The following is a 26,933-nucleotide window of genomic DNA, read 5'->3' as shown; positions in this document are numbered from 1 at the left end:
TCAAGGACGCTCGAGCAAAACACGATCCGACAGCACTTCTGACTTTTTTACGGCCTGGACCGGCTGCGTCTTTGGCTGGCCGCTCGTTCCGCACCCTGGCGCAGCGCAAAATTGTGGCCAGACCAGAGTGTGGCGTCTATAAGGCCTGCGGCTCAATTCCGGTTTTCCGCACCTTTGGGCGCGACGCAGACAGCAAGGACAGTTCAATGCCCGCCTACCGTTCCCGCACCACCACCCATGGCCGCAACATGGCCGGCGCCCGCGGCCTGTGGCGCGCTACCGGCATGAAGGATTCGGATTTCGGCAAGCCGATCATTGCCGTGGTCAATTCCTTCACCCAATTCGTGCCGGGCCATGTCCATTTGAAGGATCTCGGCCAGCTGGTTGCCCGCGAGATCGAAAAAGCCGGCGGCGTCGCCAAGGAGTTCAACACCATTGCCGTCGATGACGGCATCGCCATGGGCCATGACGGCATGCTCTATTCGCTGCCGTCACGCGAATTGATCGCCGACTCGGTCGAATACATGGTCAACGCGCACTGCGCCGACGCGATGGTCTGCATCTCGAATTGCGACAAGATCACGCCCGGCATGCTGATGGCGTCGCTGCGCCTCAACATCCCGACCGTCTTCGTCTCCGGCGGGCCGATGGAGGCCGGCAAGGTGGTGCTCGCCGGCAAGAGCCAGGCGCTTGATCTGGTCGACGCCATGGTCGCGGCCGCCGACGACAAGGTGTCCGACGAGGACGTCAGGACCATCGAACGCTCGGCCTGTCCGACCTGCGGTTCCTGCTCCGGCATGTTCACCGCCAATTCGATGAACTGCCTGACCGAGGCGCTCGGCCTGTCCTTGCCCGGCAATGGTTCGACGCTAGCGACGCATGCCGACCGCAAGCGCCTGTTCGTCGAGGCCGGCCACCTGATCGTCGATCTTGCCCAGCGCTATTACGAGCAGGACGACGACACCGCGCTGCCGCGCAGCATCGCCTCGAAGGGCGCCTTCGAGAACTCCATGACACTCGACATTGCCATGGGCGGTTCGACCAACACCGTGCTGCACATCCTTGCTGCGGCACATGAGGGCGAGGTCGACTTCACCATGGAGGACATCGACCGGCTGTCGCGGCGGGTGCCAGTGCTGTGCAAGGTGGCCCCGGCCAAGGCAGACGTCCATATGGAGGATGTCCACCGCGCCGGCGGCATCATGGCCATCCTCGGCCAGTTGGATAGCGCCGGGCTGATCAACCGCGACCTGCCGACGGTGCACACCGCAAGCCTTGGCGAAGCGCTCGATCATTGGGATATTTCGCGCACCACCAGCCAGAATGTCCGCGATTTCTTCCTGGCGGCACCCGGCGGCGTGCCGACGCAAGTCGCGTTCAGCCAGGACCGCCGCTGGGACGATCTCGATCTCGACCGCGAGAATGGCGTCATCCGCTCGGCCGAACATCCTTTCTCCAGGGATGGCGGCCTTGCCGTGCTGAAAGGCAATCTGGCACTCGATGGCTGCATCGTGAAGACGGCGGGCGTCGATGAATCGATCCTGAAATTCACCGGTCCGGCAAGAGTGTTCGAAAGCCAGGACGCCAGCGTCAAGGCGATCCTGTCGAACGAGATCAAGGCCGGCGATGTCGTCGTCATCCGCTATGAAGGGCCACGCGGCGGACCCGGCATGCAGGAAATGCTCTACCCGACCAGCTATTTGAAATCGAAAGGCCTCGGCAAAGCCTGCGCACTGATCACCGACGGTCGTTTTTCCGGCGGCACCTCCGGCCTGTCGATCGGCCATGTCTCGCCGGAAGCCGCGGAAGGCGGTCTGATCGGGCTGGTCAGGGAAGGCGACACGATCGAGATCGATATCCCCAACCGCACCATCAGGCTTGCTGTCGACGACGCCGAACTCATCGCCCGTCGCGCCGCGATGGAGGCCAGGGGAACGGCTGCCTGGAAGCCCGAAGAAAAGCGCAAGCGCAAGGTGACGACGGCCTTGCGCGCCTATGCGGCGATGGCGACAAGTGCCGCCAAGGGGGCGGTGCGGTACGTGCCGGAATAGAGGCTTTTCCTTCTCCCCTTGTGGGAGAAGGTGGATTGGCGCGCAGCGCCAAGACGGTTGAGGGGTGCTGGACGGAGTGTCGTCGGCGCCAAGCTGGAACACCCCTCATCCGGCCGCTTCGCGGCTACCTTCTCCCACAAGGGAGAAGGGAAGGGGCGCGCCTGAAGGTTCCGCCTTGCGGCAGCACGCTGCATGGAAAGAAACGGCTTTTTTGAACGAGGTGGCGCTAGATGGATTTTGACCTTGTGGTGCGCGGCGGGACGCTGCCCGACGGCAGGATCGCGGATATCGGCATCGTCGGCGAAACGATCGCAGCGATAGAGCCCGAGCTGAACGTCAGCGCCGGCACGGCGATCGATGCCCATGGCAATCTGGTCTCGCCGCCCTTCGTCGATCCGCATTTCCATATGGACGCCACGCTTTCGCTCGGCATTCCGCGCATCAATGTCTCGGGCACGCTGCTCGAAGGCATCTCGCTTTGGGGCGAGTTGAAGCCGCTTCTGACCCACGAAGCGGTGCGCGACCGTGCGCTCGCCTATTGCGACTGGGCGGTGTCGATGGGCCTGCTCGCCATCCGCACCCATGTCGATGTTTGCGACGACCGCCTGCTGGCGGTCGAGGCGCTGCTCGACGTGAAGAAGACGGTTGGCCCCTATATCGACCTGCAGCTGGTCGCCTTCCCGCAGGACGGGTTTTACCGCTCGCCGACGGCGCGCGACAACACCATCCGGGCGCTCGACATAGGCGTCGATGTCGTCGGCGGCATTCCGCATTTCGAGCGCACAATGGCCGACGGCACGCGCTCCGTCACCGAGCTCTGCGAAATCGCGGCGAAGCGCGGCCTGATGGTCGACTTGCATTGCGACGAGACGGACGATCCGCTGTCGCGCCACATCGAGCAGCTTGCCTATGAGACGCAGCGGCTCGGGTTGCAGGGCAGAGTGGCCGGCTCGCACCTGACATCGATGCATTCGATGGATAATTACTACGTTTCGAAGCTATTGCCGCTGATTGCCGAGGCCGGCGTTTCGGCGATCCCCAATCCGCTGATCAACATCATGCTGCAGGGCCGCCACGACAGCTTTCCCAAGCGCCGCGGACTGACGCGAGTCAAGGAGATGCTGGCGCAAGGCATCCGCGTCGGCTGGGGCCAGGATTGCGTGCTCGACCCCTGGTATTCGCTGGGCACCGCAGACATGCTCGACGTCGCCTTCATGGGCCTGCATGTCGCGCAGATGTCGAGCCCGGCCGAGATGGCGCGCTGCTTCGACATGGTCACCAACGTCAATGCCGCCATCATGGGCCTCGACCACCTTGGCGTGGCGGTCGGCAAGCGCGCCAGCCTGGTCGTTCTCGATGCCGGCAACCCAGTCGAGGCGCTGCGGCTGCGCCCAGAGCGTCTCTGCGTCATCGCCAGGGGCAAGGTGGTGGCCGAGCGCAGCCGGCAGGACACGCGGCTTTCGATCGCCGGAAGGCCGGGCACGGTGAACCGGCGCCACGCTTAGTCCAGCCGATTTCCCGCGCTGGTCTTACCGAATTCTCGATTTTCGCCTCGTCATGGCCGCAGCTTGCGACTACGACGCGGGTCACCGTACCCCACGGCGAGGAACCGGTAACGGAATGGCGCAGCCCGCAGCCCAGTACTCAACGATCATGAACGTGCTGCTGGCCGGCATCCTGCTGATGCTCGCCGGCGACTTCCTGTTTGCGCTGAACGACGCGATGGGCAAGTGGCTGGTCGCCAGTTTTTCCGTCGGCCAGGTCGTGCTGATCCGCTCGATCGGCGCGTTTTTCATACTCGGGCCGATGATTGCACATCAGGGTGCGGCCAAGCTGTTTCGCATGGAGCGGCCGGAGCTGCAGCTGCTGCGCGTGGTGATGACGACGCTCGACACGGCGCTGTTCTACGCGGCGGTCGTCTATCTGCCGCTCGCCGATGTGATGAGCTTTTACATGGCCGGGCCGATCTATGTGGCGGCGCTGTCGCATTTCCTGCTCGGCGAAAGGGTCGGCTGGCGCCGCTGGGCGGCGATCCTGGTCGGCTTCTGCGGCGTGCTGATCATGCTGAAGCCATCCTCGGCCGCGTTCTCGCTGTCCTCGATGTTCGCGCTCGCCGGCACCATTTCATTTGCCTTCGCTATCATCCTCAACCGGCGGCTGCGCGGCACCAGCGACACTTCGCTGGTCACCTGGCAGAGCATCGGCACGCTGCTGGTCGGCGCTGCGTTGACCATAGGCAGTTGGAAGACGCCGTCATCGCTCGATTTCGGCGCCATGCTGCTTCTCGGCGTCGTCTCCTGCGGCGCGCACCTGATGATCACCCGGGCGTTGAAGCTTGCCCCTGCCTCGACCTTGGCGCCGCTGCATTACAGCCTGCTGTTGTGGGCAGTGGTCTTCGGCCTGGCCTTCTTCGGCGATGTGCCTGGGCCGCGCATCCTGGTCGGCTCGGCCATCGTCGTGCTGGCCGGCCTGTTCATCTTCCACCGCCAGAAGGTGGTCGACACGGTACCGCCCGAAAACGTGCCAAAGGGCGTGAACTAACCCCGGCGCATCGCCGCAAGATGCCGCGAAAATTCCGGCGTCTCCATCAGCGCCTTGCAGCGCGCAAACCGGCCGTCGGCATAGGCGCGAAAGTCGTCGGCCGGATTTTTGTTGGCAAGCTGGATCAGTCCCCACAGCGTCCACAGCAGGTCGCACATCGCCTTATAAATGACGATGCGGGCGCGCTCCGCCGGTCTCGGCTCGCCGCCGAAATAGGCCAGCGTCATCTCCTCGTCCTGCGCGGCGTCGAATTGCCCTTCGACGCTGAGGTCGCCGATATCCCAGAGCGGATCGTTCATGCCGGAATATTCCCAGTCGACGATCCACATCCTGTCCCCAGTATCGAGAAAGTTTTCGCATAGCGGGTCGCAGTGGCAGGCGACGATCGGCAGAGGTTGAGCCGCAAGTGCTGAGCGCACTGCCTCCGCCTCGCGGACCACATCGTGGTAGCCGGCAGGCAGGGCGACGTCCTTGGTCGACAGCACTTTCAGATAATCGTCGATCATCGCAAACAGCTCGAAGCGGAAGGGGAACACCGCGCCGGATGTGTGCAGTTTGCGAAAGGCCTTGCCGGCGCGTGCCGGACTGCCCGGCCGAGTCTTGAACTTTTCCGGTGACATCGTCTCGGCACCGGCAACGAAGCGGGTCACCAACACGCCGGTCTCGGCATCGACATGCAGCACATCGGGACTGACGCCGGCCTTCGCCGCTTCCCGCGCCGCCACTGCCTCGTTGGCGCGGTTGATGTATTCCTCGGTACCCTTGCCGGGGATACGCAGGCAGAAATCTCCCGCTCTGAAGACGAGATTGGTGAGGCCGCCAAGCCGTTCCAGCGGCCCCTCGTAGCCGGCCAGCACCGGAATAGCCGCAAGTGCGGCGCGCGCCCGGTCGTCCGCCATGGATTTCGCTCCTTTCCCCGTGTTATTGGGACGACGACGGTTCCACAGTTTTCGCCGTTTGGCTATGATCGCGTTGCGGATCGATACCAGGCGACGGAAAGCGATGACGGACAGCAATCAGCAGAGCGCACTCGCCGCAGCCTATGCGGCGAAGCGGCCGGAAGACGTCGCGGCGCTCTACGACAGTTGGGCAGGCACCTATGACGCCGACATGTCGGCGGCTGGCTATCGCCATCCCACCATCTGCCTTGCCTTGCTGGCCCGCCATCTGCCGCGCGGCGCCGCACCTCTCCTCGATGCCGGGGCAGGCACCGGGCTTATCGGCGAATGGCTTGCCATCATCGGTTATCCGCAGGTCGAGGCGCTCGACATCTCGGAAGGCATGCTGGCCCAGGCGGCGCGCAAGGGCGTCTATTCGGCGCTTCACTGCCTGGCGCTTGGCGGACCGCTGCCGTTCGTGGACGATGCCTATGCCGGGATCATCTCCGCCGGCGTCTTCACTTCGGGCCATGTCGGAGCCGAGGGGCTGGACGAGCTGATCCGCATCTGCCGGCCGGGTGGGGTGATCGTGCTGACGGTGAAGAACACGCTGTGGGATGCCGGGTTTGCCGCGCGGATCGCCGAGCTCGAGGCGCAAGCCACCGTCACGCGCGCCGAAGAGACGCTGCCCTATGTTTCGATGCCAGGCGAGGCCGATACCGTGCCGAGCCGGGGGCTGGTGCTCATCGTGAACTGAGGCTGAAACCGGAAGGCTCTACGCCTTCACCTTTGCTCCTGCCGGATCGTAAAGCGGCTCGAGGTGTATCTTAGCCGGCGTCCGTTCCATTGCCACCACCAGCTCGTAGTTGCCGGAAGTGAGGAAATCATCGTTGACGCCATCGGCATTGCGCACATAGCCGTAGCCGATGTTCTTGCCGATGGTGTAGCCATAGCCGCCGCTGGTGAGATAACCGACCGCCTCGCCGTTGCGCAGGATGGTCTCGCGCCCGAGCAGGACGATGTCCGGATCGTCGACCGTGAAGCCGGCAAAACGTTTCCTGGGCGGCGAACCGTCGACCTTCTCCAAGGCCCGCCGGCCGAGGAAATCGGTGTTTTTTCTGAGCTTCACCGCCCAGCCGAGGCCGGCCTCCTGCGGCGTGTCGTTGGGCGTGATGTCGGAGCCCCAGGCGCGGTAGCCTTTTTCCAGCCGCAGTGATTCCAGCGCCCGGTAGCCGACCGGGCGGATGTCGTAGGTCTCGCCCGCCGCCATCAGCGCATCGAAAACCTCGCCCGTCGCCGCGATCGGCGCATGCAATTCCCAGCCGAGCTCACCGACATAGGTGACGCGCAGTGCCCGCACGATGTGGCCGGCAATGGCGATCTCGCGAACATGGCCGAACGGGAAAGCTGTATTCGACACATCCGCGTCGGTCACATCGGACAGCACGTCGCGGGCGCGCGGCCCCATCAGCGACAGCGTGCCAAAATCCTCCGTGACGTCGGTCAGCGTCACGTCGAACTCCCTGCCGATATGATCGGCAATCCAGGAGAAATCATGCGTGCGGAACCCGGTGCCGGTGACGATGTAGAATTTCTCCTCACCGAGCCGCGCCACGGTCAAATCGGCCGCGATGCCGCCGCGCGTGTTGAGGAGCTGCGTGTAGGTCAGCCGGCCGACCGGTTTGGCGACGTCATTGGCGCAGATCCAGTCCAGCGCCTTCAGCGCGTCGGCTCCGGTCATTTCGTATTTGGCGAAAGACGACTGGTCGAAAATACCGATCTTTTCGCGCACGTGGCGGTGCTCGTCGCCAACCGCCGGGAACCAGTTCTGCCGGCCCATCGAATAGACGTCCTTCGGCTCGATGCCTTCCGGCGCGAACCAGTTCGGCCGCTCCCAGCCAAGTTTCGAGCCGAACACGGCGCGATGTTTTTGCAGCCGCTCGTACAAAGGCGAGACGATGCGCGGCCGGCCGCTGACATATTCCTCATGCGGGAAGCCGATCGTGTAGTGCTTGCCATAGGCTTCCAGCGTGCGGTCGCGGACCCATTGCCGGTCGCGGTGGAGATCGGAGAAGCGGCGGATGTCGACCACCCACAGATCGAGCGGCGCCTCGCCGTCGACGACCCATTGCGCCAGCACCCAGCCGGCGCCGCCGCCGGACGCGATGCCGAAGGCATTGAAGCCGGCGCCGACGAACATATTGGCGCATTCCGGCGCCACACCGAGGATGAAATTGCCATCCGGCGTAAAGCTCTCCGGCCCGTTGATCATCTGCTTGACGCCGGCATTGGCGAGCGCCGGGACACGCTCGATCGCCTGGCTCATATGCTGCTCGAAATGACCGTAATCATCGTCGAACAGCCGAAACTCCCAATCGTCCGGCACATCGCCGCCCGGCAGACCGGTCGTCCACGCCTGCGGGTTCGGCTCGTAGCCGCCCATCACCAACCCGCCGACCTCCTCCTTGAAATAGGTGCGGCGATCGGGGTCGCGAATTGTCGGCGCGTCGGTCGCCAAGCCGACGATCCTCTCGGTGATGATGTACTGGTGCTTCACCGGCTGCAGCGGCACGTTTATGCCGGCGAGCGCACCCACCTGCCGCGCCCATTGCCCGGCGCAGTTCACCACCTTGTCGCAGGCGATATCGCCCCTGTTCGTCCTAACCTTGACGATCCGGCCGTTGGTCATTTCAAAGCCGGTGACCCGCACCTCCTCGAACAATTTTGCGCCATGCATGCGCGCACCCTTGGCCAGCGACTGGGTGATGTCGGAAGGGCTTGCCTGACCGTCGGTCGGCAGCCAGGACGCGCCGACGAGGTCGCCGGCTTCCAGCAGCGGCCACATTTCCTTGACCTCGGCCGGCGACAGCAGATGCATGTCCATGCCGAAGCTCTTAGCCGTCGTTGCCAGCCGCTTATACTCGGTCCAGCGGTCGGCATTGGTGGCGAGGCGCAGGCAGCCAGTCATCTTCCAGCCGGTGGCGAGGCCGGTTTCGGCTTCCAGCCCCTTGTAGAGATCGACCGAATATTTGAGCACGCGCGTGATCGACGCCGACGAGCGTAGCTGGCCGACCAGCCCGGCAGCATGCCAGGTCGAACCCGAGGTCAGTTTGCCCTGTTCGAGCAGCACGATTTCGGCCTTGTGGTCGCGCGCCAGATGATAGGCCGTCGAACAGCCGATGATGCCACCGCCGATGACGACGATCCCGGCCTGGGCGGGCAAGGTCATGTCCGCGTCCCGTATTTTGTCCTGTAGTTTTCCAGGGCGGCTTCGAGCCGCGCCAGGTTTTCGTCGGCGTAGGCGGCGTAGTCGACACCGGGCGCGTCGAGGTAAAGCTCGGAAACCATGCCCCACATCGCCTCACGCAGCAGCGACGCGCATTGCATGGCGGCGTGCGAGCGCCGTATCGCCGGGTCCGGCTCCTTCATGAAATAGGCGGTGAGGAAGGCGAAGGACTCCTCGTCGCTCATGCCTGCATTCGACGCCGCGCCGGCAAGGTCGAACATCGCGGTGTTGAAGCCTGCATATTCGAAATCGATGAGCCACAGCCTGTGACCGTCGTCGATTATGTTAGCCGGCAAGAGGTCATTATGGCCGAAGACGATCGGCAGCAGCTTTTGCGCGCGCTCGAGCTCGTCCGCCAGCGTCAGCAGGCGCGGCAGTTCGCCCAGCTTGCGGCTGCGGCCTTCCTCCAGCGTGCGCGCATAGTCGCGAATGACATGGAATACCCAGAACATGAAGCCGGCGCCGGAGACATGACCGGGCATCTCCCGGTGGAAACCGCGCAGCAACGCGGCAACGCGGCCGAGATCGGCGCGCACGTCCTGCGCGACATAGGCCTTGGCGCCGAGATACTCCGTCACCATGACGCCGGGTCCAGTGTAGTGGACGGCCGGAGCGAAGCCTGCCGCGTGCGCTGCCCGCGCCGTCATCATCTCGCGCTCGCGAAAGACATGGTGGAACGGATAGTCCTGGCCGAGCCGCACGACGTGCCGCCCGGCCGCGTCCTTGACCAGATAATTGGCATTGCTCAGCCCGCCCGGCAGCGGCGCGATGTCGATGCTGCCCGTCCAGCAAGGCAGCGCACGGATGCGGTCTTCGACAGTCACGATCTCGTTCAACATTGGGTCAATCTTCCACGCATGTCACGGCTGGCCAGCGATGACAATCGGACGGAGGAATGGAGGCAACGCGAAGATCTCGTCGGTGCAGATCTCGGGATCGGTATCCCGCACCGCACCGACGAGCCCCTTTGTGCCGGGTTCTTCGACGCCGGCATCCGCCCCCGCGGATCCTGAATTTCGGTACCCTTGCACCCGACGATCTCCCGGGCGTTCGGGCAAGCGATTTTTCGTGCGGCTCAGCCGTCGTCCTCCGTTCCGAGCCTGTCACAGCGATAATGTCGCGCCACGCTGGAGGCGTTGTCAACGCGAAATTGTGGTATTTTCTGGTTTTTTGCCCGAATTTTGCTAAATTCCTTGGAGTTAGTGGCATTTATGCCGTAGAAGCGGTCAGCGGTGCAACAATCCGACCGGATGGAACCGATGGTCCACTCGAAGCGGCATGGCGAAATCCTGCGCCTCCTCAGGGAGGAAGGCACCGTGACCATTGCGAGCCTGGCCGACCGGCTGGGCGTCTCGCTGGAGACAGTACGCCGCGACGTCAAGCCACTGACCAGCGACGGTTCCATCCTCAAGATGCACGGCGCCGTCGGCCTGCCGTCGATTGCCGGCGAAGCGCCGTTCGAGCGGCGCATGCGCGAGAACGCCGATGCCAAGCGGGCAATAGCGCGCATGGTCGCCGCCACCATCCGCGACGGCGAATCGATCATGCTCGACACCGGCACCACCACGTCTTTCCTGGCCCGGGAACTGCTCGGCCACCGGCGGCTGACGGTCGTCACCAACTCTTCCGACATCGCCCGCACATTGGCCACCGTCAACGGCAATAAGGTCTACATGGCCGGCGGCGAGCTGCGCAGCGATTCCGGTGCTGCCTTTGGCGTCTCTGCCATCGAATTCGTCAGCCGCTTTTCCGTCAGCCATGCAGTGATATCGACCGGTGCGGTCGATGCCGTCACCGGCGTCATGGACTATGATCTGGAAGAGGCCGAATTCGCCCGCATGGTGCTGTCGCGCGGCCAGCGTTCGCTTGTCGTCACCGACCATAGCAAATTCGGCCGCCAGGGCCTTGTTCAGGTCTGCGGCTTCGGCGGCTTTTCCGAACTCGCGACCGACCGTCCGCCGCCGCACGACATCGCCGCCGCCCTTGCCCAGGCCGGCGCACGGCTCAGCATTGCCGATGGCGGAAGCGAGGGCTGAGCTCTATCGTGAGCTCTATCGGGAGATCTGCGCCAGCACCCACTTCCCAGCGCCGCCTCTGCCGTGTTTAGTCCGGCCATGGCTTTCACCATCCGCCAATTGCAGTTCTTCATCGCCGTCGCCGAGCAGGGCACAGTGTCGGGCGCCGCCCAGAACCTGTCGATCTCGCAATCCTCGGTCACCGAGGCGATCAAGGAGCTGGAGCACGATCTCGGCGTCGAGCTGTTCGAGCGCCACCCGCGCGGCTTGAACATCACCCACAAAGGCCACCAGTTCCTGCGCCATGCGAGAAAGATCCTGGCCGACGTTTCCGATGCGCGCCGCGCCTTCTTCGGCGAACAGGCCGCGGCAAGCGGGCGGCTGCAACTTGGCGTCACCTCGCTGGTCGCCGGCTATGTGCTTTCCGATCTTCTTGCCCGCTACCGCCGCGCCTATCCGGGTGTCGAGGTCTCGGCGATCGAGGACAATGGCGACTATCTCGAGCACCTGTTAATTGGCGGCAAGCTCGACATTGCCGTCATGGTCACCTCGAACCTGCGCGACCGCACGGCACTGCAGTCCGAAATCCTCGAAGTCTCGGCCTACCGGCTATGGCTGCCGCTCGGCCATCCCTTGGCCGGTGCCGACATCATCGGCATCGGCGACATCGCCTCGGAACCGCTGATCATGCTGACCGTCGACGAGATCGAGGAGAATACCGGAAAGCTGCTGACGGCAATCGGCGCCAAGCCGCATGTCGCCTTCCGCACCCGCTCGGTCGAAGCGGTGCGCAGCCTCGTCGCTACCGGCGCCGGCGTGGCGCTGCTGCCCGACCTCGTCTACCGGCCATGGTCGCTGGAAGGCGACCGCATCGAATCTCGCGATATTTCGGGGTCGTTACCAGTCGTCCAGGTCGGCATGGTCTGGCGGCGCGGCTCCGGCCTGCCGCAGGCGGCTCGTGACTTCATCGGACTTGCCCAGTCGCAGCGCATGGTGCGCCAACGGCCTGAGAAGATCGGCCGCTGATATATCGGAAAAACCGATATCGGCTTTCTAATAAATGAATTTGCGAAACCGGAAATTTCGCAGCACTTTTCGGTCAGGGAACAAAGCTGCCGTTAGAGCGACGTGCGTCCAATTGGACGCACATAGTACGCTCTAAGACTTTTAGTTTTCGCATCGGACTTTCCGAAAATCGATTCCGATTTTCGGGCCGATGCGAGGAGCACGGCCCTTCAGAGCCGCGCATCCAACGTTTTGGAACGGGCGCATGATCTTCTTCCGAAACCCGAAACCGGTTTCGAGGTCATGCAAAAATGGGAGATCGACGATGAATTCATTGCTGAAATCATGCACTGCCTTGACGGTCGCGCTGAGCTTCTCCGGCCAGGCCATCGCCCAGGTCAAGGAGCTCGGCAAAGGCGAAGGCGAGGTCACTATCGTCGCCTGGCCGGGCTATATCGAGCGCGGCGAAACCGACAAGGGCTATGATTGGGTCACGTCCTTCGAGAAGGAAACCGGCTGCAAGGTCAACGTCAAGACCGCCAACACCTCCGACGAGATGGTCTCGCTGATGAACGAGGGCGGTTTCGACCTGGTCACCGCCTCGGGCGATGCCTCGCTGCGTCTGGTCGCCGGCAAGCGCGTCCAGCCGATCAACACCGACCTCATCCCGAGCTGGAAGACGGTCGACGACCGGCTGAAGGATGCGCCCTGGTTCACCGTCGGCGGAGTCCATTACGGCGTCCCCTATCAGTGGGGGCCGAACGTGCTGATGTACAACACCGAAGTGTTCAAGGAGGCGCCGAAGAGCTGGAACGTGGTCTTCGAGGAATTGAAGCTTCCCGACGGCAAGTCGAACAAGGGCCGCGTCCAGGCCTATGACGGGCCGATCCACATCGCCGACGCCGCCAATTACCTGATGGCTCACAAGCCGGAGCTCGGCATCAAGGATCCGTACGAACTGACCGAGGATCAGTACAAGGCGGCGCTCGACCTGTTGCGGGTCCAGCGTACGCTGGTCGGACGCTATTGGCACGACGCCGCCATCCAGGTCGACGATTTCCAGAACGAAGGCGTCGTCGCCTCCGGTTCTTGGCCCTACCAGGTCAACACGCTGATCGCGGCCAAGAAGCCGGTCGCCTCGACTATCCCCGAGGAGGGCGTCACCGGCTGGGCCGATACCACGATGATGGAGGCCGATGCTGCCCACCCGAACTGCGCCTACATGTGGATGGAGCATTCGCTGTCGCCAAAAGTGCAGGGCGACGTCTCCGCCTGGTTCGGCTCGCTGCCGGTGGTGCCCGCCGCCTGCAAGGGCAACGAACTGCTCGGCGAAGAAGGCTGCAAGACCAACGGGTACGACAATTTCGACAAGATCAAGTTCTGGAAGACGCCGGTCTCGAAATGCGCCACCCAGAACGACCAGTGCGTGCCCTATTACCGCTGGGTGTCGGACTATATCGGCGTCATCGGCGGGCGGTGAGTTCGCCTCACCTACGAAGCTCGGCGCTGCCCCTCACCCTTACCCTCTCCCCGTGAAGAACGGGGGTCGCCAGCGTTGGAGCGCCTCCCTTCTCCCCGTCCACTATACGAGGAGAAGGTGCCGGCAGGCGGATGAGAGGCAGCGCTACCGCCTGAAATTTGATGAGCCTGACAGATCAGGACAGCCCCATGACCTCCGCCGTTTCCTTCCAAAACGTCTCTCGCCATTTCGGCAGCGTGCGTGCCGTCGACGCGGTCGATCTCGACATCGTGCCGGGCGAGTTCTTCGCTATGCTCGGGCCTTCCGGCTCGGGCAAGACGACGTGCCTGCGCCTCATCGCCGGTTTCGAGCAGCCGACGGCGGGCTCGATCGCGATCTTCGGCGAACGCGCCGAGGGCGTGCCGCCCTATCGCCGCAACGTCAACACCGTGTTCCAGGATTATGCGCTGTTCCCGCATCTCAACGTGCTCGACAACGTCGCCTATGGGCTGATGGTCAAGGGCGTCGGCAGACCGGAGCGGCAAAAGGCGGCGGAAGAAGCGCTGGCGCTGGTGCGGCTTCCCGGCTACGGCGCCCGTCGCCCTGGCCAGCTTTCCGGCGGCCAGCGCCAGCGCGTCGCGCTCGCCCGTGCGCTGGTCAACCAGCCCAAGGTGCTGTTGCTCGACGAGCCGCTCGGCGCCCTCGACCTCAAGCTTCGCGAAAACATGCAGGAGGAGTTGAAATCGCTGCAGAAGGCGCTCGGCATCACCTTCGTGTTCGTCACCCACGACCAGGGCGAAGCGCTGTCGATGGCCGACCGCGTCGCCGTCTTCAATGACGGCAAGATTATGCAGATCGGCACGCCGGAAGACATCTACCAGCGTCCCAAGACCCGCTTCGTCGCCGATTTCGTCGGCTCGTCCAACGTGCTGCCGCCGGATTTCGTCCAGCGCTATGCCGGCCAGCATCGCTGGGGCAGCCTGCGGCCCGAATCCATCCGTATTGGCCGGGCCAACGGCGAAGGGGTTGCCGCCCGCCTGGTCTCGACCAACTATCTCGGCGCCACGACAAGACTGGCGCTCGATGCAGAGGGCTTGCGGCTGCATGCCATCGTGCCGGCGGGTGCTGCCTTGCCCCGGGAAGGCGAGGCGGTGGTGCTCACCTTCAACCGCGAGCATTTGCATCTGATGGACGAGCTAGGATGAGCCTGGACGCTGCCATGCCGCGGGCCACGGCCCCCGCCATCCTGCCGGGTAGTGGCGGCGTACGCGGCGGGCTCTCCGATCTCTTCTGGCGCCGGCCGCAATTCTTGCTGCTCCTGATGCTGCTACCCCCGGTTCTTTGGCTCGGCATCGTCTATATCGGCTCGCTGTTTGCGCTGCTTTTGCAGAGCTTCTTTTCGATCGATGAGTTCTCCGGCCTCATTAACCGCGAGTTCACGCTGAAGACTTATGGCGACCTGCTGCAGGCCGCCAATCTCGACATCATCCTGCGCACGGTGACGATGGCGGCGCTGGTGACGCTGGCTGCGGCGATCATCGCCTTTCCCATCGCCTATTACGCGGCGCGCTATGCGCGCGGCCGTTGGAAGGCGCTGTTTTATCTCGGCGTCATGCTGCCGCTGTGGTCGAGCTACCTGGTCAAGATCTATGCCTGGAAGCTGATCCTGGCCAAGGAAGGCATCCTGACATGGCTGCTGGCCAAATTGCATCTTCTCTGGCTGCTTGATGCCTGGCTATCGCTGCCGATCGTCGGCGGCAACTCATTGTCGGTCTCCTCAACCGGCACCTTCATCGTCTTCGTCTATGTCTGGCTGCCATTCATGATCCTGCCGGTGCAGGCCGCACTCGAGCGCGTGCCGGGCAATTTGGTCGAGGCTTCGTCCGATCTCGGCGCCTCGCCCGGCCAGACCTTCGGCAACGTGCTGTTCCCACTGGCGCTGCCCGGCATCGTTGCCGGCTCGATCTTCACCTTCTCGCTGACGCTCGGCGACTACATCATTCCTCAGATCATCGGCACCTCGCGGCTGTTCATCGGCCAGGCCGTCTATTCGCAGCAAGGCACCGCCGGCAACATCCCGCTCGCCGCCGCCTTTACCGTGGTGCCCATCGTTATCATGGGCTTCTATCTCTGGGGCGCCAAGCGCATGGGGGCTTTCGATGCGCTCTGACCGTGGCCCATCCGCGCCGATCGGCCTGAAGCTCGCTGCCACCGGCGGCCTGCTCTTTCTGCACCTGCCGATCCTGCTGATCTTCGTCTATGCCTTCACCACCGAGGAGAAGAGCTTCGTCTGGCCGCCGCCGGGCTTGACCACGCAATGGTTCGCCGTCACCTGGAACCGCCCCGACGTCTGGCAGGCGCTGTCATTGTCTGTGCGGGTCGCGGCGATCTCGACTGCCATCGCTCTGATCCTCGGCACGCTATGCGCAGCCGCCGTGTCCCGCACAAAATTCTTCGGCCGCGAAACCATCTCGCTGCTGGTCATCCTGCCGATCGCGCTGCCCGGCATCATCACCGGCATCGCGCTGCGCTCGGCCTTCGCGCTGGCCGAAATCCCGTTCTCGTTCTGGACGATCGTGCTCGGCCACGCCACTTTCTGCGTGGTCGTCGTCTACAACAATGCGGTCGCCCGTTTCCGCCGCACGTCCGGCTCGATGATCGAGGCGTCGATGGATCTCGGCGCCGATGGTTTCCAGACCTTTCGGCATGTCGTGCTGCCCAACATCGCAACCGCGCTGCTGGCCGGCGGCATGCTTGCCTTTGCGCTGTCCTTCGACGAGGTCATCGTCACCACCTTCACCGCCGGCCAGCAGCAGACGGTGCCGATCTGGATGCTCGAAGAATTGATCCGTCCGCGCCAGCGTCCGGTCACCAATGTCGTGGCGATGGTGGTAGTGCTGGTGACGCTGCTCCCCATCCTCGCTGCCTATTACCTGACCCGCGACGGCGACCAGATCGCCGGTTCGGGCAAATGATCTCGTTCATAAGGGAGAGACTTCCATGGACACGCAGATGCTGATCGGCTCGAAATTCGAAAAAGGCACCGAGACCGAGGAGCCGATCCTCAACCCGAAGACCGGGGCGACCATCCTCAATCTGCCTGAGGCCAGCCCAGCGCAGATCGAGGCGGCCGTGCTTGCTGCCGAAAAAGCCTTCGTCACCTGGTCCCGCACAACACCGGCGCAGCGCGCCGGCTATCTCCTGAAGATCGCCGATCGCATCGAGGCTGCTGCACAGGATTTCGCGGCGCTCGAGGCGCTGAACTGTGGCAAGCCGATCAATGCCGTGCTCAATGACGAGATCCCGGCGATCGTCGACTGCTACCGCTTCTTTGCCGGCGCGGTCCGCTCGATGCCCGGCCAGGTCGCAGGCGAATACATTCCCGGCCACACCTCGATGGTCCGCCGCGACGCCATCGGCGTTGTCGCGTCGATCGCGCCGTGGAACTATCCGCTGATGATGATGGCCTGGAAGCTGGCGCCGGCGATTGCCGGCGGCAACACCGTCGTCTTCAAGCCGTCGGAACAGACGCCGCTGACCGCGCTGAAGCTGGCGAAAATCCTTGCCGAGATCCTGCCGGAAGGCGTCGTCAACGTCGTGCTCGGTCGCGGCGACAGCGTCGGCAACACGCTGATCAACCACCCGAAGGTCAACATGATCTCGATCACCGGCGACGTCGCCACCGGCAAGAAGGTGCTGCAGGCTGCCGCCAAATCGGTCAAGCGCACGCATCTCGAGCTCGGCGGCAAGGCGCCGGTCATCGTCTTCGACGACGCCGATCTCGGCGCGGTGGTCAACGGCCTGCGCGCCTTCGGCTATTACAATGCCGGCCAGGACTGCACCGCCGCCTGCCGCATCTACGCTGGCAAGAAGATCTACGACAAGCTCGTCGCCGACCTCTCCGCTGCCGTCTCGACCATCAAGTATGATCGTCCTGACGATACCGAAAACGAGATCGGCCCGCTGATCTCGCGTCGCCAGCGCGACCGCGTCTCGAGCTTCGTCGAGCGCGCCTCTGAGCTCAAGCACATCGAGATCACCACGGGCGGCAAGCCGGGCGAGGGCTCCGGCTTCTTCTACCAGCCGACCGTCGTCGCCGGCGCGCTGCAGGAGGACGAGATCGTGCGCCGCGAAGTGTTCGGTCCGGTGGTCTCGGTCACCCGCTTTTCCGAAGTCGACGAAGCGGTGGACTGGGCCAATGACTCTGACTATGGCCTGGCGTCGTCGGTGTGGACCAAGGATGTTTCGCGCGCCATGGCGACGGCGGCCCGGCTGCAATATGGCTGCACCTGGATCAATACCCATTTCATGCTGACCAACGAGATGCCGCATGGCGGGTTGAAACAATCCGGCTACGGCAAGGACATGTCGCTCTACGCGCTGGAGGACTATACGGCCGTCCGCCACGTCATGGTCGCTCACGGGTAGCGCCCGCGAGGAGACGCCTATTCTTCCGCCTCCTCCGCCTCGCCTCCGGCCGGCGCCACCAGCAGCACAGCGGCGCCTAGGAGCGCGGCGATAAAGGAGCCAGCGAGGATGCCGACCTTGACCGCGTCCTGCAGGGCGGCGTCGCTGGCGAAGGCGAGCAGGCCGATGAACAGGCTCATGGTAAAACCGATGCCACAGAGCAGCGAAATGCCGACCATGTGCAGCCAGCCGGCATTGGCCGGCAGATCGGCGAAGCCAAGCCGGATGGCAAGCGCGGAAGACCCGAACACGCCGACCAGCTTGCCCAAGACGAGGCCGGCGGCGACGCCGAGCGTCAGCGGCTCGGCCAGGGCGGCAGCGCTGAGACCGGCGAGCGAGACGCCGGCGTTGGCAAAGCCGAAAATCGGGATGACGAAAAAGGCGACGACTTTGTGCAGGCCGTGTTCGAGCCGGTGCAGCGGCGAATGGTCGAGATCATGGCCGCTGCCCGGCGATATCTTCAGCGGTATGGTGAGGGCCAGCGCGACGCCGGCGAGCGTCGCATGGACGCCCGATTTGAGCACCAAAACCCACAGAACGATGCCGAGCAAGATGTACGGCAGCAGCGTCAGCACCCGCATGCGGTTGAGCACCACCAGCAGCGCGATCACGGCGAAGGCGGCGCCGAGATAGGCGAGCGAGAGGCCGCTGGTATAGAACACCGCGATGATGAGCACCGCGCCGAGATCGTCGATGATGGCGAGCGCGGTGAGGAATATCTTCAGCGAGCCCGGGACGCGCCTGCCGAGCAGCGACAGCACGCCGAGCGCAAAGGCGATATCGGTGGCGGTTGGGATCGCCCAGCCAGACAGAGCGGCTGGATTGTTGTGGTTGATGGCGACGTAGACCAGTGCCGGCGCTGCCATGCCGCCGGCGGCGGCGATGCCGGGCAGCACGCGGCGCGGCCAGGTCGACAGCTGGCCGTCAAGCATTTCGCGCTTGATCTCGAGGCCGACCAGCAGGAAGAACACCGCCATCAGGCCGTCATTGATCCAGTGCGAGACGCTGAGCGGTCCGAGATAGGCATGGAGGGCGGAGAAATAAGCCTCGCCCAGCGGCGAATTGGCGACGATCAGGGCCAAGGCCGCCGCAGCCATCAGGACGAGGCCGCCGGCCGCCTCGCTGTCGAGGAATTCGCGCAGCATGGAGACCAGCCGCTTTTCGTCCTGCATGTCGCCTCCGTCGTATCAGTAGCAAGGTCCGACACCGCCAAGCGATGATGCGCAAACAGCGCTGGCCGGGCAAGCCTGTAATGAGAGCCCTTTAGCGCGGCGCGCGCTTGGCGAGGATGCGTTGCAGCGTGCGGCGATGCATGTTCAGGCGGCGTGCGGTTTCCGAGACGTTGCGGTCGCACATTTCGTAGACGCGCTGGATGTGTTCCCAGCGCACGCGATCGGCCGACATCGGATTTTCTGGCGGCGCTGCGCGTTCGCCCGCGGTGCGGGTCAGGGCGGCAAAAATATCGTCGGCATCGGCCGGCTTCGACAGATAGTCGATGGCGCCGAGCTTTACCGCCGTCACCGCAGTGGCGATGTTGCCGTAGCCGGTGAGGATGATGGCGCGGGCATCGTCGCGCTTCTCGCGAATCGCGGCGACGACGTCGAGGCCGTTGCCGTCGGCCAGCCGCATGTCGACCACCGCATAGGCCGGCGGATTGGCGCGCGCTTTGGCAACCGCCTCCTCGACGCTCTCCGCCGTCTCGACCACGAAACCCCTGGTTTCCATGGCGCGGGCAAGCCGCGTCAGGAACGGCTTGTCGTCGTCTACGATCAGCAGCGAGGTATCCTCGCCTTCGACCATTGCGCCAATCGTTTCGTCAGTACTCATCGTGCTGAAAATCCTGCTGCCTGATTTTTACGCAAATATAGTTTCGCAACGCTATTGTCCAATTTAGGCCGTGTCGAACATGGTGGCCGAAGCCTGCTCGGGATTGAGGAAGACGCTGCGCGGCCACGATATCTGCACGATAGCGCCCTCGCCGGGCTCGCTTGAATTGCGGAAATCGAGCGTCGCGCCGGAGCGTTCGAGCAAGGTCTTGGCGATGAATAGGCCGAGGCCGAGGCCGCCGCCGGCTTCGGTGCCTTGTCGTGTCGACATATAGGGTTCGCCGATACGGTCGATGATCTCCGGTGGAAAGCCCGGCCCGTCGTCGATGATCGAGAAGCTGACGGCGGCTTCATTCCAGTTCCAGCGCACTGTCACGCTGTTGCGGGCGAAGTCGACCGCGTTCTCGACCAGATTGCCGAGGCCGTAAATGACGCCGGGATTGCGCCGGCCCACCGGTTCCGGGCCGATGCGCTCGCCCGGCCGAAGCTTGATCGAAATGCCGAAATCGCGGTGCGGCGCCGTCACCTCCTCGACCAGCGAGGTCAGCGGCAGGCGCGAGAGGTGCACCTCGCTCTCGGAGGACAGGCTGGTCAGGCGCTTCAGGATTTCGCGGCAGCGCTCGCTCTGCGAACGCAGCAGCCTCACGTCCTCGCCGTATTTCGGATCTTCGCCAAGCGCCTTCTCCATTTCCTTGGCGACAAGCGTGATGGTGGCGAGCGGTGTGCCGAGCTCGTGCGCGGCGGCCGCGGCGAGGCCGTCGAGGGCAGAGAGATGCTGCTCTCGCTGCAACACCAATTCCGTGGCGGCAAGCGCGTTGGCAAGCAGCCGCGCCTCCTCGGCCACCCGGAAGGCATAGATCGCGGTAAAGGCGATGGAGCAGAACACCGCCATCCACATGCCTGCGACATAGATGACCGGCATCGCCAATGGCGCGCCCTCATGCCATGGCAGCGGCAGGTGGTAAAAGACCAGCAGCGTCGCCGCCACGATCACCAGCGCGCCGAGCATGGCGGTCAGCCGCAGCGGCAGCGACGTCGCCGAGACGACGACGGGCACGGTCATCAACAGCGAAAACGGATTGGTGAGTCCGCCGGTCATGTAGAGCAGGCCGGCAAGCTGCAGGCTGTCGAAGGTCAGGATGGCGAAGGCCGAGAACGGGGTAAGCCGATGCGCCGCCGGATAGCGGAAGGTCAGCAAAAGGTTCATCCAGGCCGAACAGGCGATCAGCGCAAAACACATGCTGACCGGCAGCGGAAATTTCAGCCCGTAAGCGACGACAAGCACGGTCAGGCTCTGGCCGACGATGGCAAGCCAGCGCAACCTGATCAGCGTGTTGAGGCGCAGCCGCTGACTTTGCTGGAAGTCGGGTGCGTGCAGGATGTTTATCATGGCCAGTGATTATAGAGGGGAAACAGCCGGAGGTCTTTTCCGAAAAACCGCCGAAGCCGGCCCTCGGTTCGGGATGACAATCTGGAAGCATCAGGTACCGCGCGGCTTGGCGCGGCTGGTGGCGGCGGCGAGAAGCGGGTTCTCCGGCCAGACATGCCTGGGATAGCGGCCGCGCATCTCTGCCCGCACATCGGCCCAGGAGCCGCGCCAGAAGCCGGGTAGGTCGCGCGTCGTCTGGATCGGCCGGTGAGCCGGCGACAGCAATTCGAGCGTCAGCGGCACAGTGCCGTTGGCGATCGCCGGATGCCGGTCGAAGCCGAACAGTTCCTGCACGCGGATCGCCAGCACCGGCCATTCGCCGCCATAGCGGATCGGCAGCCGGCTGCCCGACGGCGCGTCGAAATGGGTCGGCGCCAATGTGTCGATCTTGCGCTGCAATTCGTGCGGCACCAGCGTCATCAGGCCTTGCGAAAGCACGCTGGGATCGATTGCCGCAAAGGATGCCGCGCCGGAAAGGAACGGCAGCAGCCAGTCGTCGAGGCGCTCGACGAGCGCGGCATCGGAGACATCGGGCCATGGCGCGCCGAGGCCGCGATGCAGCCAGCCGAGCCGCTGCCGCAACGTCTCCGCCTCCCTGTTCCACGGCAACAGGGACAGGCCGTGTTCGCGCAAGGCGTCGAGGATGGCGCGATCCGCGTCGGCACCGGTCGGCGCCGGCAGCATGCGTTCGGACAGCGTGATGGCGCCGAGGCGAACCGTTTCGCGCACCCGCACCGCGCGCCTGTCGCGGTCGAAGCTCACCTCGCGGCGGGTCTCGGTCTTTTCCGCCAGCGCAGTGCGGATGTCGGCCTCATCGATGGCTGCTGCTGCGGTGATGCGGGCGTTCTGCGCCTTGCCCTGCAGGTCGGCGACGACGAGCCAGGTCTCGCCGGCCAGCGGATCGGAGGCGTCGAGCATGGCGCCCGAGCCGTTGGCAAGCACGAAGCGGCCACGCTCGCCGCGCGCTTTGGCGACCCGATCCGGCCAGGCATGGATGAGGAGAGCGCCGGCTGTGCTGCCCTCCCTCTTGAGGGGGTCGGAAGGACGAGCGAGCCCCGTGGCTCGCCCCGGCGCGTCGATCCGCGTAGCGGATCGGGGTGGGGTCGGTTCGGGCACGCCATCGACGACCCCGCCCCGTCTCCCTCGTCTCGCTGCGCTCGGCTCGCTCGCCGACCCTCCCCTCGAGGGGGAGGGTGAAGCCTGCTTTGCCAGCCTCTCAGCCAGCTGCCGGGCGGCGGTGGCGCGCGGCGATCTTTCGGCGCGAAAGCGCAGCAGCCGCCGTTCGAGATCGGCACCATCGCCGCCAAGGCCACGCTCGGTCAACAATACGGCGAGCATCGCCGCCTCGAGCGCCTCTCCGGTTCTTGCCGCCTCGGCGACCATGTGGGCGAGCCGCACCGGTAGCGCCAGCCTGCGCATCGCGGCACCGGCATCCGTCAGGCGTCCTGCCGCATCGACAGCATCGAGCGCACGTAGCAGTACCCTCGCCTCGGTGAGCGCCGGAGCCGGCGGGGGGTCGAGGAAGGACAGGCTGGTCGGATCGGCGACGCCGAACGCCGCGCTATCGAGCAACAGGCCGGAAAGATCGGCCTCGAGGATTTCCGGCGGCGTGAAGGCCGGCAGGGCCGCTGTCTGCTCGGCCCGCCACAACCGGATGGCGACGCCCGGCTGCGTGCGCCCGGCACGGCCGGCGCGCTGGTCGGCGGAAGCGCGGGAAGCACGTACCGTCTCCAGCCGCGTCAGGCCGCTCGCCGGCTCATAGCGCGGCAGCCGCGACAGGCCGGAATCGATGACGACGCGCACACCGTCGATGGTGATGGAGGTTTCGGCGATCGACGTCGCCAGCACGACCTTGCGGCGGCCGAGCGGCGCCGGCTTAATCGCCGCGTCCTGCGCCTTGTTGTCGAGCATACCATAGAGCGGCACGATGTCGGTATCGGCGCCGACCTTGCCCGCCAGCCGCTCGGCGGTGCGCTCGATCTCGCGCTGGCCGGGCAGGAAAGCGAGCACGCTGCCCTCCTCCCCGGCAAGCGCCGAGCGGATCGCCTTGGCCATGGCGTCCTCGATGGTGACGCCGGCCGGCCGCTCGTCATAGCGGATGTCAACCGGGAAGGCGCGGCCTGCGCTCTCGATCACTGGCGCGCCGGACAGCAATTTTGCGACACGCGCGCCGTCGAGCGTTGCCGACATCACCAGCAATCTGAGTTCGGGCCTCAGCGCACCCTGCACGTCGAGCGCCAGCGCCAACCCGAAATCGCCGTCGAGCGAGCGTTCGTGGAACTCGTCGAATAGCACCGCCGCGACACCAGGCAGTTCCGGGTCGTCGAGGATCATGCGGGACAGCACGCCTTCGGTGACGACGAGAATCCTGGTCTTTGCGGAACTGCGGTTTTCCATGCGCATGGCATAGCCGACGGTTTCGCCGGGCTCTTGGCCGAGCAATTCGGCCATGCGGCGGGCGGCAGCGCGGGCGGCGAGGCGGCGCGGCTCGAGCAGGATGATCTTTCCGGCGCCGAGCCATTCAGCGTCGAGCAGCGCCAGTGGAACCAGCGTCGTCTTGCCGGCACCGGGCGGCGCCACCAGCACGGCGCTGTTACCATGGCTCAGCGTTTCATTGAGCGCCGGCAAGACAACGGAGACCGGCAGGTCCGGCAAGGGTTTTGTCGTCATTGTGCTATGCTGTGCAGCCAGTTGGCAGCGACCGCATATCAGCGGTGGCGGTCGCGACGCAACCTCGGCGCCGACTCAAAGCCTGGTCCGCGAAAACGGGTTCCAGCGCACCGTGCCGAGCCGCACCTCCTCGCGCACCATCGTCAGCAGGCCGGAACCGCCGACCACGGCCAAGCCGACCAGCGACAGAAAATCCGGATATTCCCTGAAGAACAGCGCACCTAGAACCACCGCCCAGACGATCTGCGAGTAATGCGTCGGCGCGATGCGGTTGGCCGGCGCGTATTTGACCGCCAGCAGATGCAGCAGCTGGCCGCCGGCGGTAAAGGCGCCGGCCAGCACCAGCCAGGCCCATTGCCTGCCATCCGGCAGCGAGAACGAGGTAGCCGCCGCACCGACGCCGTTGAAGAGCAGGCCGTAGCCGATCAGCACGCCGAGCATCGTCGTGCGCTTTTCCTGCGCGGCGAGTGAACGCATCAGGATGACATTGGTGGCGGCCAGGAAGGCGATGATGAACGCCGCCAGATGGCCGAGCTGCAACTCGCGAAAACCAGGCCTGACGACCAGCATGACCCCGGCAAAGCCGGCGGCGACCGCCAGCCATCGCCATGGGCCGACCTTTTCCTTGAGGACCAGCGTGGCCAGGATAGTGACGAACAGCGGCGCCAGAAAGATGAGCGCATAGACTTCCGCCAGCGGGATGGTGGTGAAGGCATAGACGCTGAGCACGCCCGAGGCGATGCCGGCCCAGGCCCGGGCCTGTACCGCCCAGGGCCGGTTGGTGCGCCAGAAATCGAGCCAGCGCTCGCCTGCCGGCCTGGCAAAGAGCAGAAAGCAGCCGGCAAACAATGTCGAGAAGAAGCCGATCTCGAAGACGTTGAACTGCCCGCCCAGGCTTTTGACAACCGCGTCGCTGCACGAATAGCTTGCATAGGCGATGAGCGCGAGCAGAATTCCGTTGGGCACGTTTTTCCATTTCCGGGAGAGATGAGAGTGAAGATATTGGCGCTTGGCGCGCATTCGGACGACATCGAGATCTTCATGTTCGGTACGATGGCGGCCTATGCCGCGCAAGGCGCAGAACTCTTTTTTGCCATAGCCACGGATGGCACCAGGGGCGGCTACGGCGATCCGTCAGCGCTGGCCCGCAGGCGCCGCAAGGAGGCGACGGCGGCGGCCGGCCTGCTTGGCTTGACGCCGCGCTTCCTCGACTTTCCCGATGGCGGGCTGGTCGCGGATGCCGCGCTGATCGGGGCGCTCAAAGCACTGATCGGCGAGATAGGGCCGGATCTGGTGATAACGCATGCGCCGAACGACTATCATGGCGACCACCGCGCGCTGTCGGATGGCGTGCGCATCGCAGCGTCATTCTCGGTGCCGGTGCTACATGCCGACACGTTCGGCGGCACCGGGTTTTCGCCAACGCACTACGTCGATACCTCCAGGCATTTCGATCTCAAGGCGGAGGCGATCCGGGCGCACCAGTCGCAGGATCCCGAGCGTTTCGTCGACGCGGCGCGCACCCAGAACGCCTTTCGCGCCGGCCAGTGCAACGGCCCAGCCGGATCGTTCGCCGAGGCCTTCCGCTTCGAGCCAGTCTTCCCCTTCGCCGATATCCGCGCGCTGCTGCCGCCGGCCCCAGTGATCCGTCCGGTGGCCGTCAGCAACAAGACGGTGACCTAGGCAGGTCGCCGCAACTTCTCACGTTGCTTTCGTATCCAGCATGCTGCGATGCAGCAACGAATTCGCTTGCCTTGTTTAGTAAAAATTGCATCACTAAACAAATTACTAAACATCCGGTGCGCCGCCGCGTCGTTGTGTTTGGGCCCCCGAGGAGGGGTTTAGCGGGCTCTTGAAACCGTCATCCGGACGCGTTTCGCAAATGGGAGGAAGGCATGAAATCGACCTTGAAATTGGCGTTGGGACTGGCATCGACACTCTTTGCGTCGACAGCCGTTTCGAATGTCGCGCAGGCAGAAGATCTGACGCTTTGCTGGGCAGCCTGGGACCCGGCCAACGCGCTTGTGGAATTGTCCAAGGACTTCACCAAGGAAACCGGCATCGGCATGAAATTCGAATTCGTGCCGTGGACCAACTATGCCGATCGCTTTCTCAACGAGCTGAATTCGCACGGCAAGCTGTGCGACCTCATCATCGGCGACAGCCAGTGGATCGGCGGTGCCGCCGAGAACGGCCATTACGTCAAGCTGAACGACTTCTTCGACAAGGAGAAGATCAGCATGGACGATTTCGTGCCGGCGACCGTCGTCGGCTATTCGGAATGGCCGAAGAACTCGCCGAATTACTGGGCGCTGCCGGCCATGGGTGACGTCGTCGGTTGGACTTACCGCAAGGACTGGTTCTCCAAGCCGGAGCTGCAGAAGGAATTCAAGGAAAAGTACGGCTGGGATCTCGGCCCGCCGACGACCTTCGACCAATTGAAGCAGATCGCCGAATTCTTCCAGAAGCGCGACATCGACGGCAAGACCGTCTATGGCGCGTCGATCTACACCGAGCGCGGCTCGGAAGGCATCACCATGGGCGCCATGGACGTGCTCTACAGCTTCGGCTTCCAGTACGAAAACCCGAAAAAGCCCTACGAGATGGAAGGCTTCGTCAACTCCGATAAATCGGTGAAGGGCCTGGAGTTCTACAAAGCCCTTTACGATTGCTGCACCCCTCCCGGCGCCTCGAACAGCTACATGGGCGAAGGCGTCGATGCCTTCAAATCCGGCCAGGTGGCGATGCACATGAACTTCGCCTTCACCTGGCCAGGCCTGCAGAAGGACGAGAATGTCGGCGGCGACAAGATCGGCTATTTCGTCAATCCCAAAGGTCCGGACGGGGACCAGTTCGCCCAGCTCGGCGGCCAGGGCATCTCGGTGGTCTCCTATTCCGACAAGCAGGAAGCCGCGCTCAAATACATCAAATGGTTCGCCAACAAGGACGTGCAGTCCAAATGGTGGTCGCTCGGCGGCTATTCCTGCCTCAACGCGGTCGTCAAGGACCCGGCCTTCCCGGCCAGCCAGCCCTACGCGCAGACCTTCCTCGACTCGATGGCCATCGTGAAGGACTTCTGGGCCGAGCCGAGCTATGCCCCGCTGTTGCAGGCATCGCAGAAGCGGTTCCACGACTATGTCGTTGCCGGGCAAGGCTCGGCCAAGGATGCGCTCGACGGCCTCGTCAAGGACTGGACCGAGGTCTTCCAGGACGATGGAAAGATGTAGCCGGGGCAAGATGTAAACGGCTCCTCCCGAGCCCATGACCGAACCGTCCCGTGCCACTTGGCACGGGACACAGTTCAGA

General features: G+C 64.3%; 21 protein-coding genes. 13 read left to right on the top strand and 8 right to left on the bottom strand.

Annotated elements, in window-relative coordinates; genetic code table 11:
- Positions 1-206: 206 nt before the first annotated feature.
- The 3 genes from ilvD (at position 207) to NKI29_RS05495 (ending at position 4,592) form a co-directional block, all read left to right on the top strand.
- A complete protein-coding gene (gene ilvD / locus NKI29_RS05505) occupies positions 207-2,051 on the top strand; it encodes a dihydroxy-acid dehydratase (protein WP_352591161.1) in 1,845 nt (614 codons plus the stop codon).
- Between the two features lie 230 nt (positions 2,052-2,281).
- On the top strand, positions 2,282-3,556 hold the full coding sequence (locus NKI29_RS05500) for an amidohydrolase family protein (RefSeq protein ID WP_352568322.1): 1,275 nt from the start codon (positions 2,282-2,284) through the stop codon (positions 3,554-3,556).
- 115 nt (positions 3,557-3,671) lie between these two features.
- Positions 3,672-4,592, top strand: coding sequence for a DMT family transporter (locus tag NKI29_RS05495; RefSeq protein ID WP_352795642.1), 921 nt, complete (start codon positions 3,672-3,674; stop codon positions 4,590-4,592).
- Here NKI29_RS05495 and NKI29_RS05490 read toward each other — a convergent pair.
- Positions 4,589-5,491: a phosphotransferase gene (locus NKI29_RS05490; protein ID WP_352568326.1), complete on the bottom strand. Its 903-nt coding sequence runs from the start codon at positions 5,489-5,491 to the stop codon at positions 4,589-4,591. The genes NKI29_RS05495 and NKI29_RS05490 overlap by 4 nt on opposite strands.
- 103 nt (positions 5,492-5,594) lie before the next feature.
- Between NKI29_RS05490 and NKI29_RS05485 the strand changes: the two genes are divergently transcribed.
- Positions 5,595-6,227, top strand: a complete 633-nt coding sequence (locus NKI29_RS05485) for a class I SAM-dependent DNA methyltransferase (protein ID WP_352623199.1) — start codon at positions 5,595-5,597, stop codon at positions 6,225-6,227.
- 18 nt (positions 6,228-6,245) lie between these two features.
- Here NKI29_RS05485 and NKI29_RS05480 read toward each other — a convergent pair whose 3' ends face one another.
- Both NKI29_RS05480 and NKI29_RS05475 read right to left on the bottom strand, forming a co-directional pair.
- Complete coding sequence (locus tag NKI29_RS05480; RefSeq protein ID WP_352623198.1) at positions 6,246-8,699, bottom strand: GcvT family protein; 2,454 nt, start codon at positions 8,697-8,699, stop codon at positions 6,246-6,248.
- The gene (locus tag NKI29_RS05475; RefSeq protein ID WP_023676353.1) at positions 8,696-9,580 is read right to left on the bottom strand and encodes a phosphotransferase family protein; all 885 of its coding nucleotides are present in this window, start codon (positions 9,578-9,580) and stop codon (positions 8,696-8,698) included. The genes NKI29_RS05480 and NKI29_RS05475 overlap by 4 nt, the downstream gene beginning before the upstream one ends.
- Before the next feature lie 435 nt (positions 9,581-10,015).
- Between NKI29_RS05475 and NKI29_RS05470 the strand changes: the two genes are divergently transcribed.
- The 7 genes from NKI29_RS05470 to NKI29_RS05440 all read left to right on the top strand — a co-directional run bounded on the left by NKI29_RS05470 (position 10,016) and on the right by NKI29_RS05440 (position 17,663).
- Positions 10,016-10,792 carry a DeoR/GlpR family DNA-binding transcription regulator gene (locus NKI29_RS05470; RefSeq protein ID WP_352568329.1) on the top strand — a complete coding sequence of 259 codons (777 nt, stop codon included), beginning with the start codon at positions 10,016-10,018 and terminating at the stop codon, positions 10,790-10,792.
- Between the two features lie 78 nt (positions 10,793-10,870).
- A complete protein-coding gene (locus tag NKI29_RS05465; protein WP_023676350.1) occupies positions 10,871-11,797 on the top strand; it encodes a LysR family transcriptional regulator in 927 nt (308 codons plus the stop codon).
- Between the two features lie 304 nt (positions 11,798-12,101).
- Positions 12,102-13,256 carry an ABC transporter substrate-binding protein gene (locus tag NKI29_RS05460; RefSeq protein ID WP_023676348.1) on the top strand — a complete coding sequence of 385 codons (1,155 nt, stop codon included), beginning with the start codon at positions 12,102-12,104 and terminating at the stop codon, positions 13,254-13,256.
- Positions 13,257-13,444: 188 nt separating this feature from the next.
- Positions 13,445-14,440: an ABC transporter ATP-binding protein gene (locus NKI29_RS05455; RefSeq protein ID WP_352568330.1), complete on the top strand. Its 996-nt coding sequence runs from the start codon at positions 13,445-13,447 to the stop codon at positions 14,438-14,440.
- Positions 14,441-14,454: 14 nt separating this feature from the next.
- Positions 14,455-15,405, top strand: a complete 951-nt coding sequence (locus NKI29_RS05450) for an ABC transporter permease (protein ID WP_023676346.1) — start codon at positions 14,455-14,457, stop codon at positions 15,403-15,405.
- A complete protein-coding gene (locus NKI29_RS05445) occupies positions 15,395-16,210 on the top strand; it encodes an ABC transporter permease (RefSeq protein ID WP_023676345.1) in 816 nt (271 codons plus the stop codon). The genes NKI29_RS05450 and NKI29_RS05445 overlap by 11 nt, the downstream gene beginning before the upstream one ends.
- A 25-nt stretch (positions 16,211-16,235) precedes the next feature.
- Positions 16,236-17,663, top strand: a complete 1,428-nt coding sequence (locus NKI29_RS05440) for a gamma-aminobutyraldehyde dehydrogenase (RefSeq protein WP_352568331.1) — start codon at positions 16,236-16,238, stop codon at positions 17,661-17,663.
- 17 nt (positions 17,664-17,680) lie between these two features.
- Here NKI29_RS05440 and nhaA read toward each other — a convergent pair whose 3' ends face one another.
- The 5 genes from nhaA to NKI29_RS05415 all read right to left on the bottom strand — a co-directional run bounded on the left by nhaA (position 17,681) and on the right by NKI29_RS05415 (position 24,593).
- The gene (gene nhaA, locus NKI29_RS05435) at positions 17,681-18,874 is read right to left on the bottom strand and encodes a Na+/H+ antiporter NhaA (RefSeq protein WP_352568332.1); all 1,194 of its coding nucleotides are present in this window, start codon (positions 18,872-18,874) and stop codon (positions 17,681-17,683) included.
- Positions 18,875-18,965: 91 nt separating this feature from the next.
- A complete protein-coding gene (locus tag NKI29_RS05430) occupies positions 18,966-19,529 on the bottom strand; it encodes an ActR/PrrA/RegA family redox response regulator transcription factor (RefSeq protein ID WP_023676342.1) in 564 nt (187 codons plus the stop codon).
- A gap of 63 nt (positions 19,530-19,592) precedes the next feature.
- The gene (locus NKI29_RS05425) at positions 19,593-20,918 is read right to left on the bottom strand and encodes an ActS/PrrB/RegB family redox-sensitive histidine kinase (RefSeq protein WP_023676341.1); all 1,326 of its coding nucleotides are present in this window, start codon (positions 20,916-20,918) and stop codon (positions 19,593-19,595) included.
- A 90-nt stretch (positions 20,919-21,008) separates the two neighbouring features.
- Positions 21,009-23,627, bottom strand: a complete 2,619-nt coding sequence (gene hrpB / locus NKI29_RS05420; protein WP_023676340.1) for an ATP-dependent helicase HrpB — start codon at positions 23,625-23,627, stop codon at positions 21,009-21,011.
- 75 nt (positions 23,628-23,702) lie between these two features.
- The gene (locus tag NKI29_RS05415) at positions 23,703-24,593 is read right to left on the bottom strand and encodes a DMT family transporter (protein WP_023676339.1); all 891 of its coding nucleotides are present in this window, start codon (positions 24,591-24,593) and stop codon (positions 23,703-23,705) included.
- A 27-nt stretch (positions 24,594-24,620) separates the two neighbouring features.
- Here NKI29_RS05415 and NKI29_RS05410 point away from each other — a divergent pair, with 27 nt between their 5' ends.
- Together NKI29_RS05410 and NKI29_RS05405 are read left to right on the top strand one after the other, a co-directional pair.
- Complete coding sequence (locus NKI29_RS05410) at positions 24,621-25,310, top strand: PIG-L deacetylase family protein (RefSeq protein WP_023676338.1); 690 nt, start codon at positions 24,621-24,623, stop codon at positions 25,308-25,310.
- Between the two features lie 212 nt (positions 25,311-25,522).
- Complete coding sequence (locus NKI29_RS05405) at positions 25,523-26,854, top strand: ABC transporter substrate-binding protein (RefSeq protein ID WP_352454682.1); 1,332 nt, start codon at positions 25,523-25,525, stop codon at positions 26,852-26,854.
- Positions 26,855-26,933: the final 79 nt, after the last annotated feature.

Origin of the sequence: Mesorhizobium sp. M0678 (assembly GCF_040320505.1) — a bacterium.
Lineage (GTDB): Bacteria > Pseudomonadota > Alphaproteobacteria > Rhizobiales > Rhizobiaceae > Mesorhizobium.
This window is presented reverse-complemented; position numbering and strand designations above follow the sequence as displayed.

Excerpts from the sequence above, each read along its gene's own strand:
- NKI29_RS05460 (WP_023676348.1), top strand. The coding sequence starts at position 12,102 with ATGAATTCATTGCTGAAATCATGCACTGCCTTGACGGTCGCGCTGAGC.
- NKI29_RS05445 (WP_023676345.1), top strand. The coding sequence starts at position 15,395 with ATGCGCTCTGACCGTGGCCCATCCGCGCCGATCGGCCTGAAGCTCGCT.
- nhaA (WP_352568332.1), bottom strand. The coding sequence starts at position 18,874 with ATGCAGGACGAAAAGCGGCTGGTCTCCATGCTGCGCGAATTCCTCGAC.
- NKI29_RS05490 (WP_352568326.1), bottom strand. The coding sequence starts at position 5,491 with ATGGCGGACGACCGGGCGCGCGCCGCACTTGCGGCTATTCCGGTGCTG.
- NKI29_RS05455 (WP_352568330.1), top strand. The coding sequence starts at position 13,445 with ATGACCTCCGCCGTTTCCTTCCAAAACGTCTCTCGCCATTTCGGCAGC.
- ilvD (WP_352591161.1), top strand. The coding sequence starts at position 207 with ATGCCCGCCTACCGTTCCCGCACCACCACCCATGGCCGCAACATGGCC.
- NKI29_RS05485 (WP_352623199.1), top strand. The coding sequence starts at position 5,595 with ATGACGGACAGCAATCAGCAGAGCGCACTCGCCGCAGCCTATGCGGCG.
- NKI29_RS05425 (WP_023676341.1), bottom strand. The coding sequence starts at position 20,918 with ATGATAAACATCCTGCACGCACCCGACTTCCAGCAAAGTCAGCGGCTG.
- NKI29_RS05465 (WP_023676350.1), top strand. The coding sequence starts at position 10,871 with ATGGCTTTCACCATCCGCCAATTGCAGTTCTTCATCGCCGTCGCCGAG.
- NKI29_RS05480 (WP_352623198.1), bottom strand. The coding sequence starts at position 8,699 with ATGACCTTGCCCGCCCAGGCCGGGATCGTCGTCATCGGCGGTGGCATC.
- hrpB (WP_023676340.1), bottom strand. The coding sequence starts at position 23,627 with ATGACGACAAAACCCTTGCCGGACCTGCCGGTCTCCGTTGTCTTGCCG.
- NKI29_RS05470 (WP_352568329.1), top strand. The coding sequence starts at position 10,016 with ATGGTCCACTCGAAGCGGCATGGCGAAATCCTGCGCCTCCTCAGGGAG.
- NKI29_RS05495 (WP_352795642.1), top strand. The coding sequence starts at position 3,672 with ATGGCGCAGCCCGCAGCCCAGTACTCAACGATCATGAACGTGCTGCTG.
- NKI29_RS05430 (WP_023676342.1), bottom strand. The coding sequence starts at position 19,529 with ATGAGTACTGACGAAACGATTGGCGCAATGGTCGAAGGCGAGGATACC.
- NKI29_RS05500 (WP_352568322.1), top strand. The coding sequence starts at position 2,282 with ATGGATTTTGACCTTGTGGTGCGCGGCGGGACGCTGCCCGACGGCAGG.
- NKI29_RS05440 (WP_352568331.1), top strand. The coding sequence starts at position 16,236 with ATGGACACGCAGATGCTGATCGGCTCGAAATTCGAAAAAGGCACCGAG.
- NKI29_RS05405 (WP_352454682.1), top strand. The coding sequence starts at position 25,523 with ATGAAATCGACCTTGAAATTGGCGTTGGGACTGGCATCGACACTCTTT.
- NKI29_RS05450 (WP_023676346.1), top strand. The coding sequence starts at position 14,455 with ATGCCGCGGGCCACGGCCCCCGCCATCCTGCCGGGTAGTGGCGGCGTA.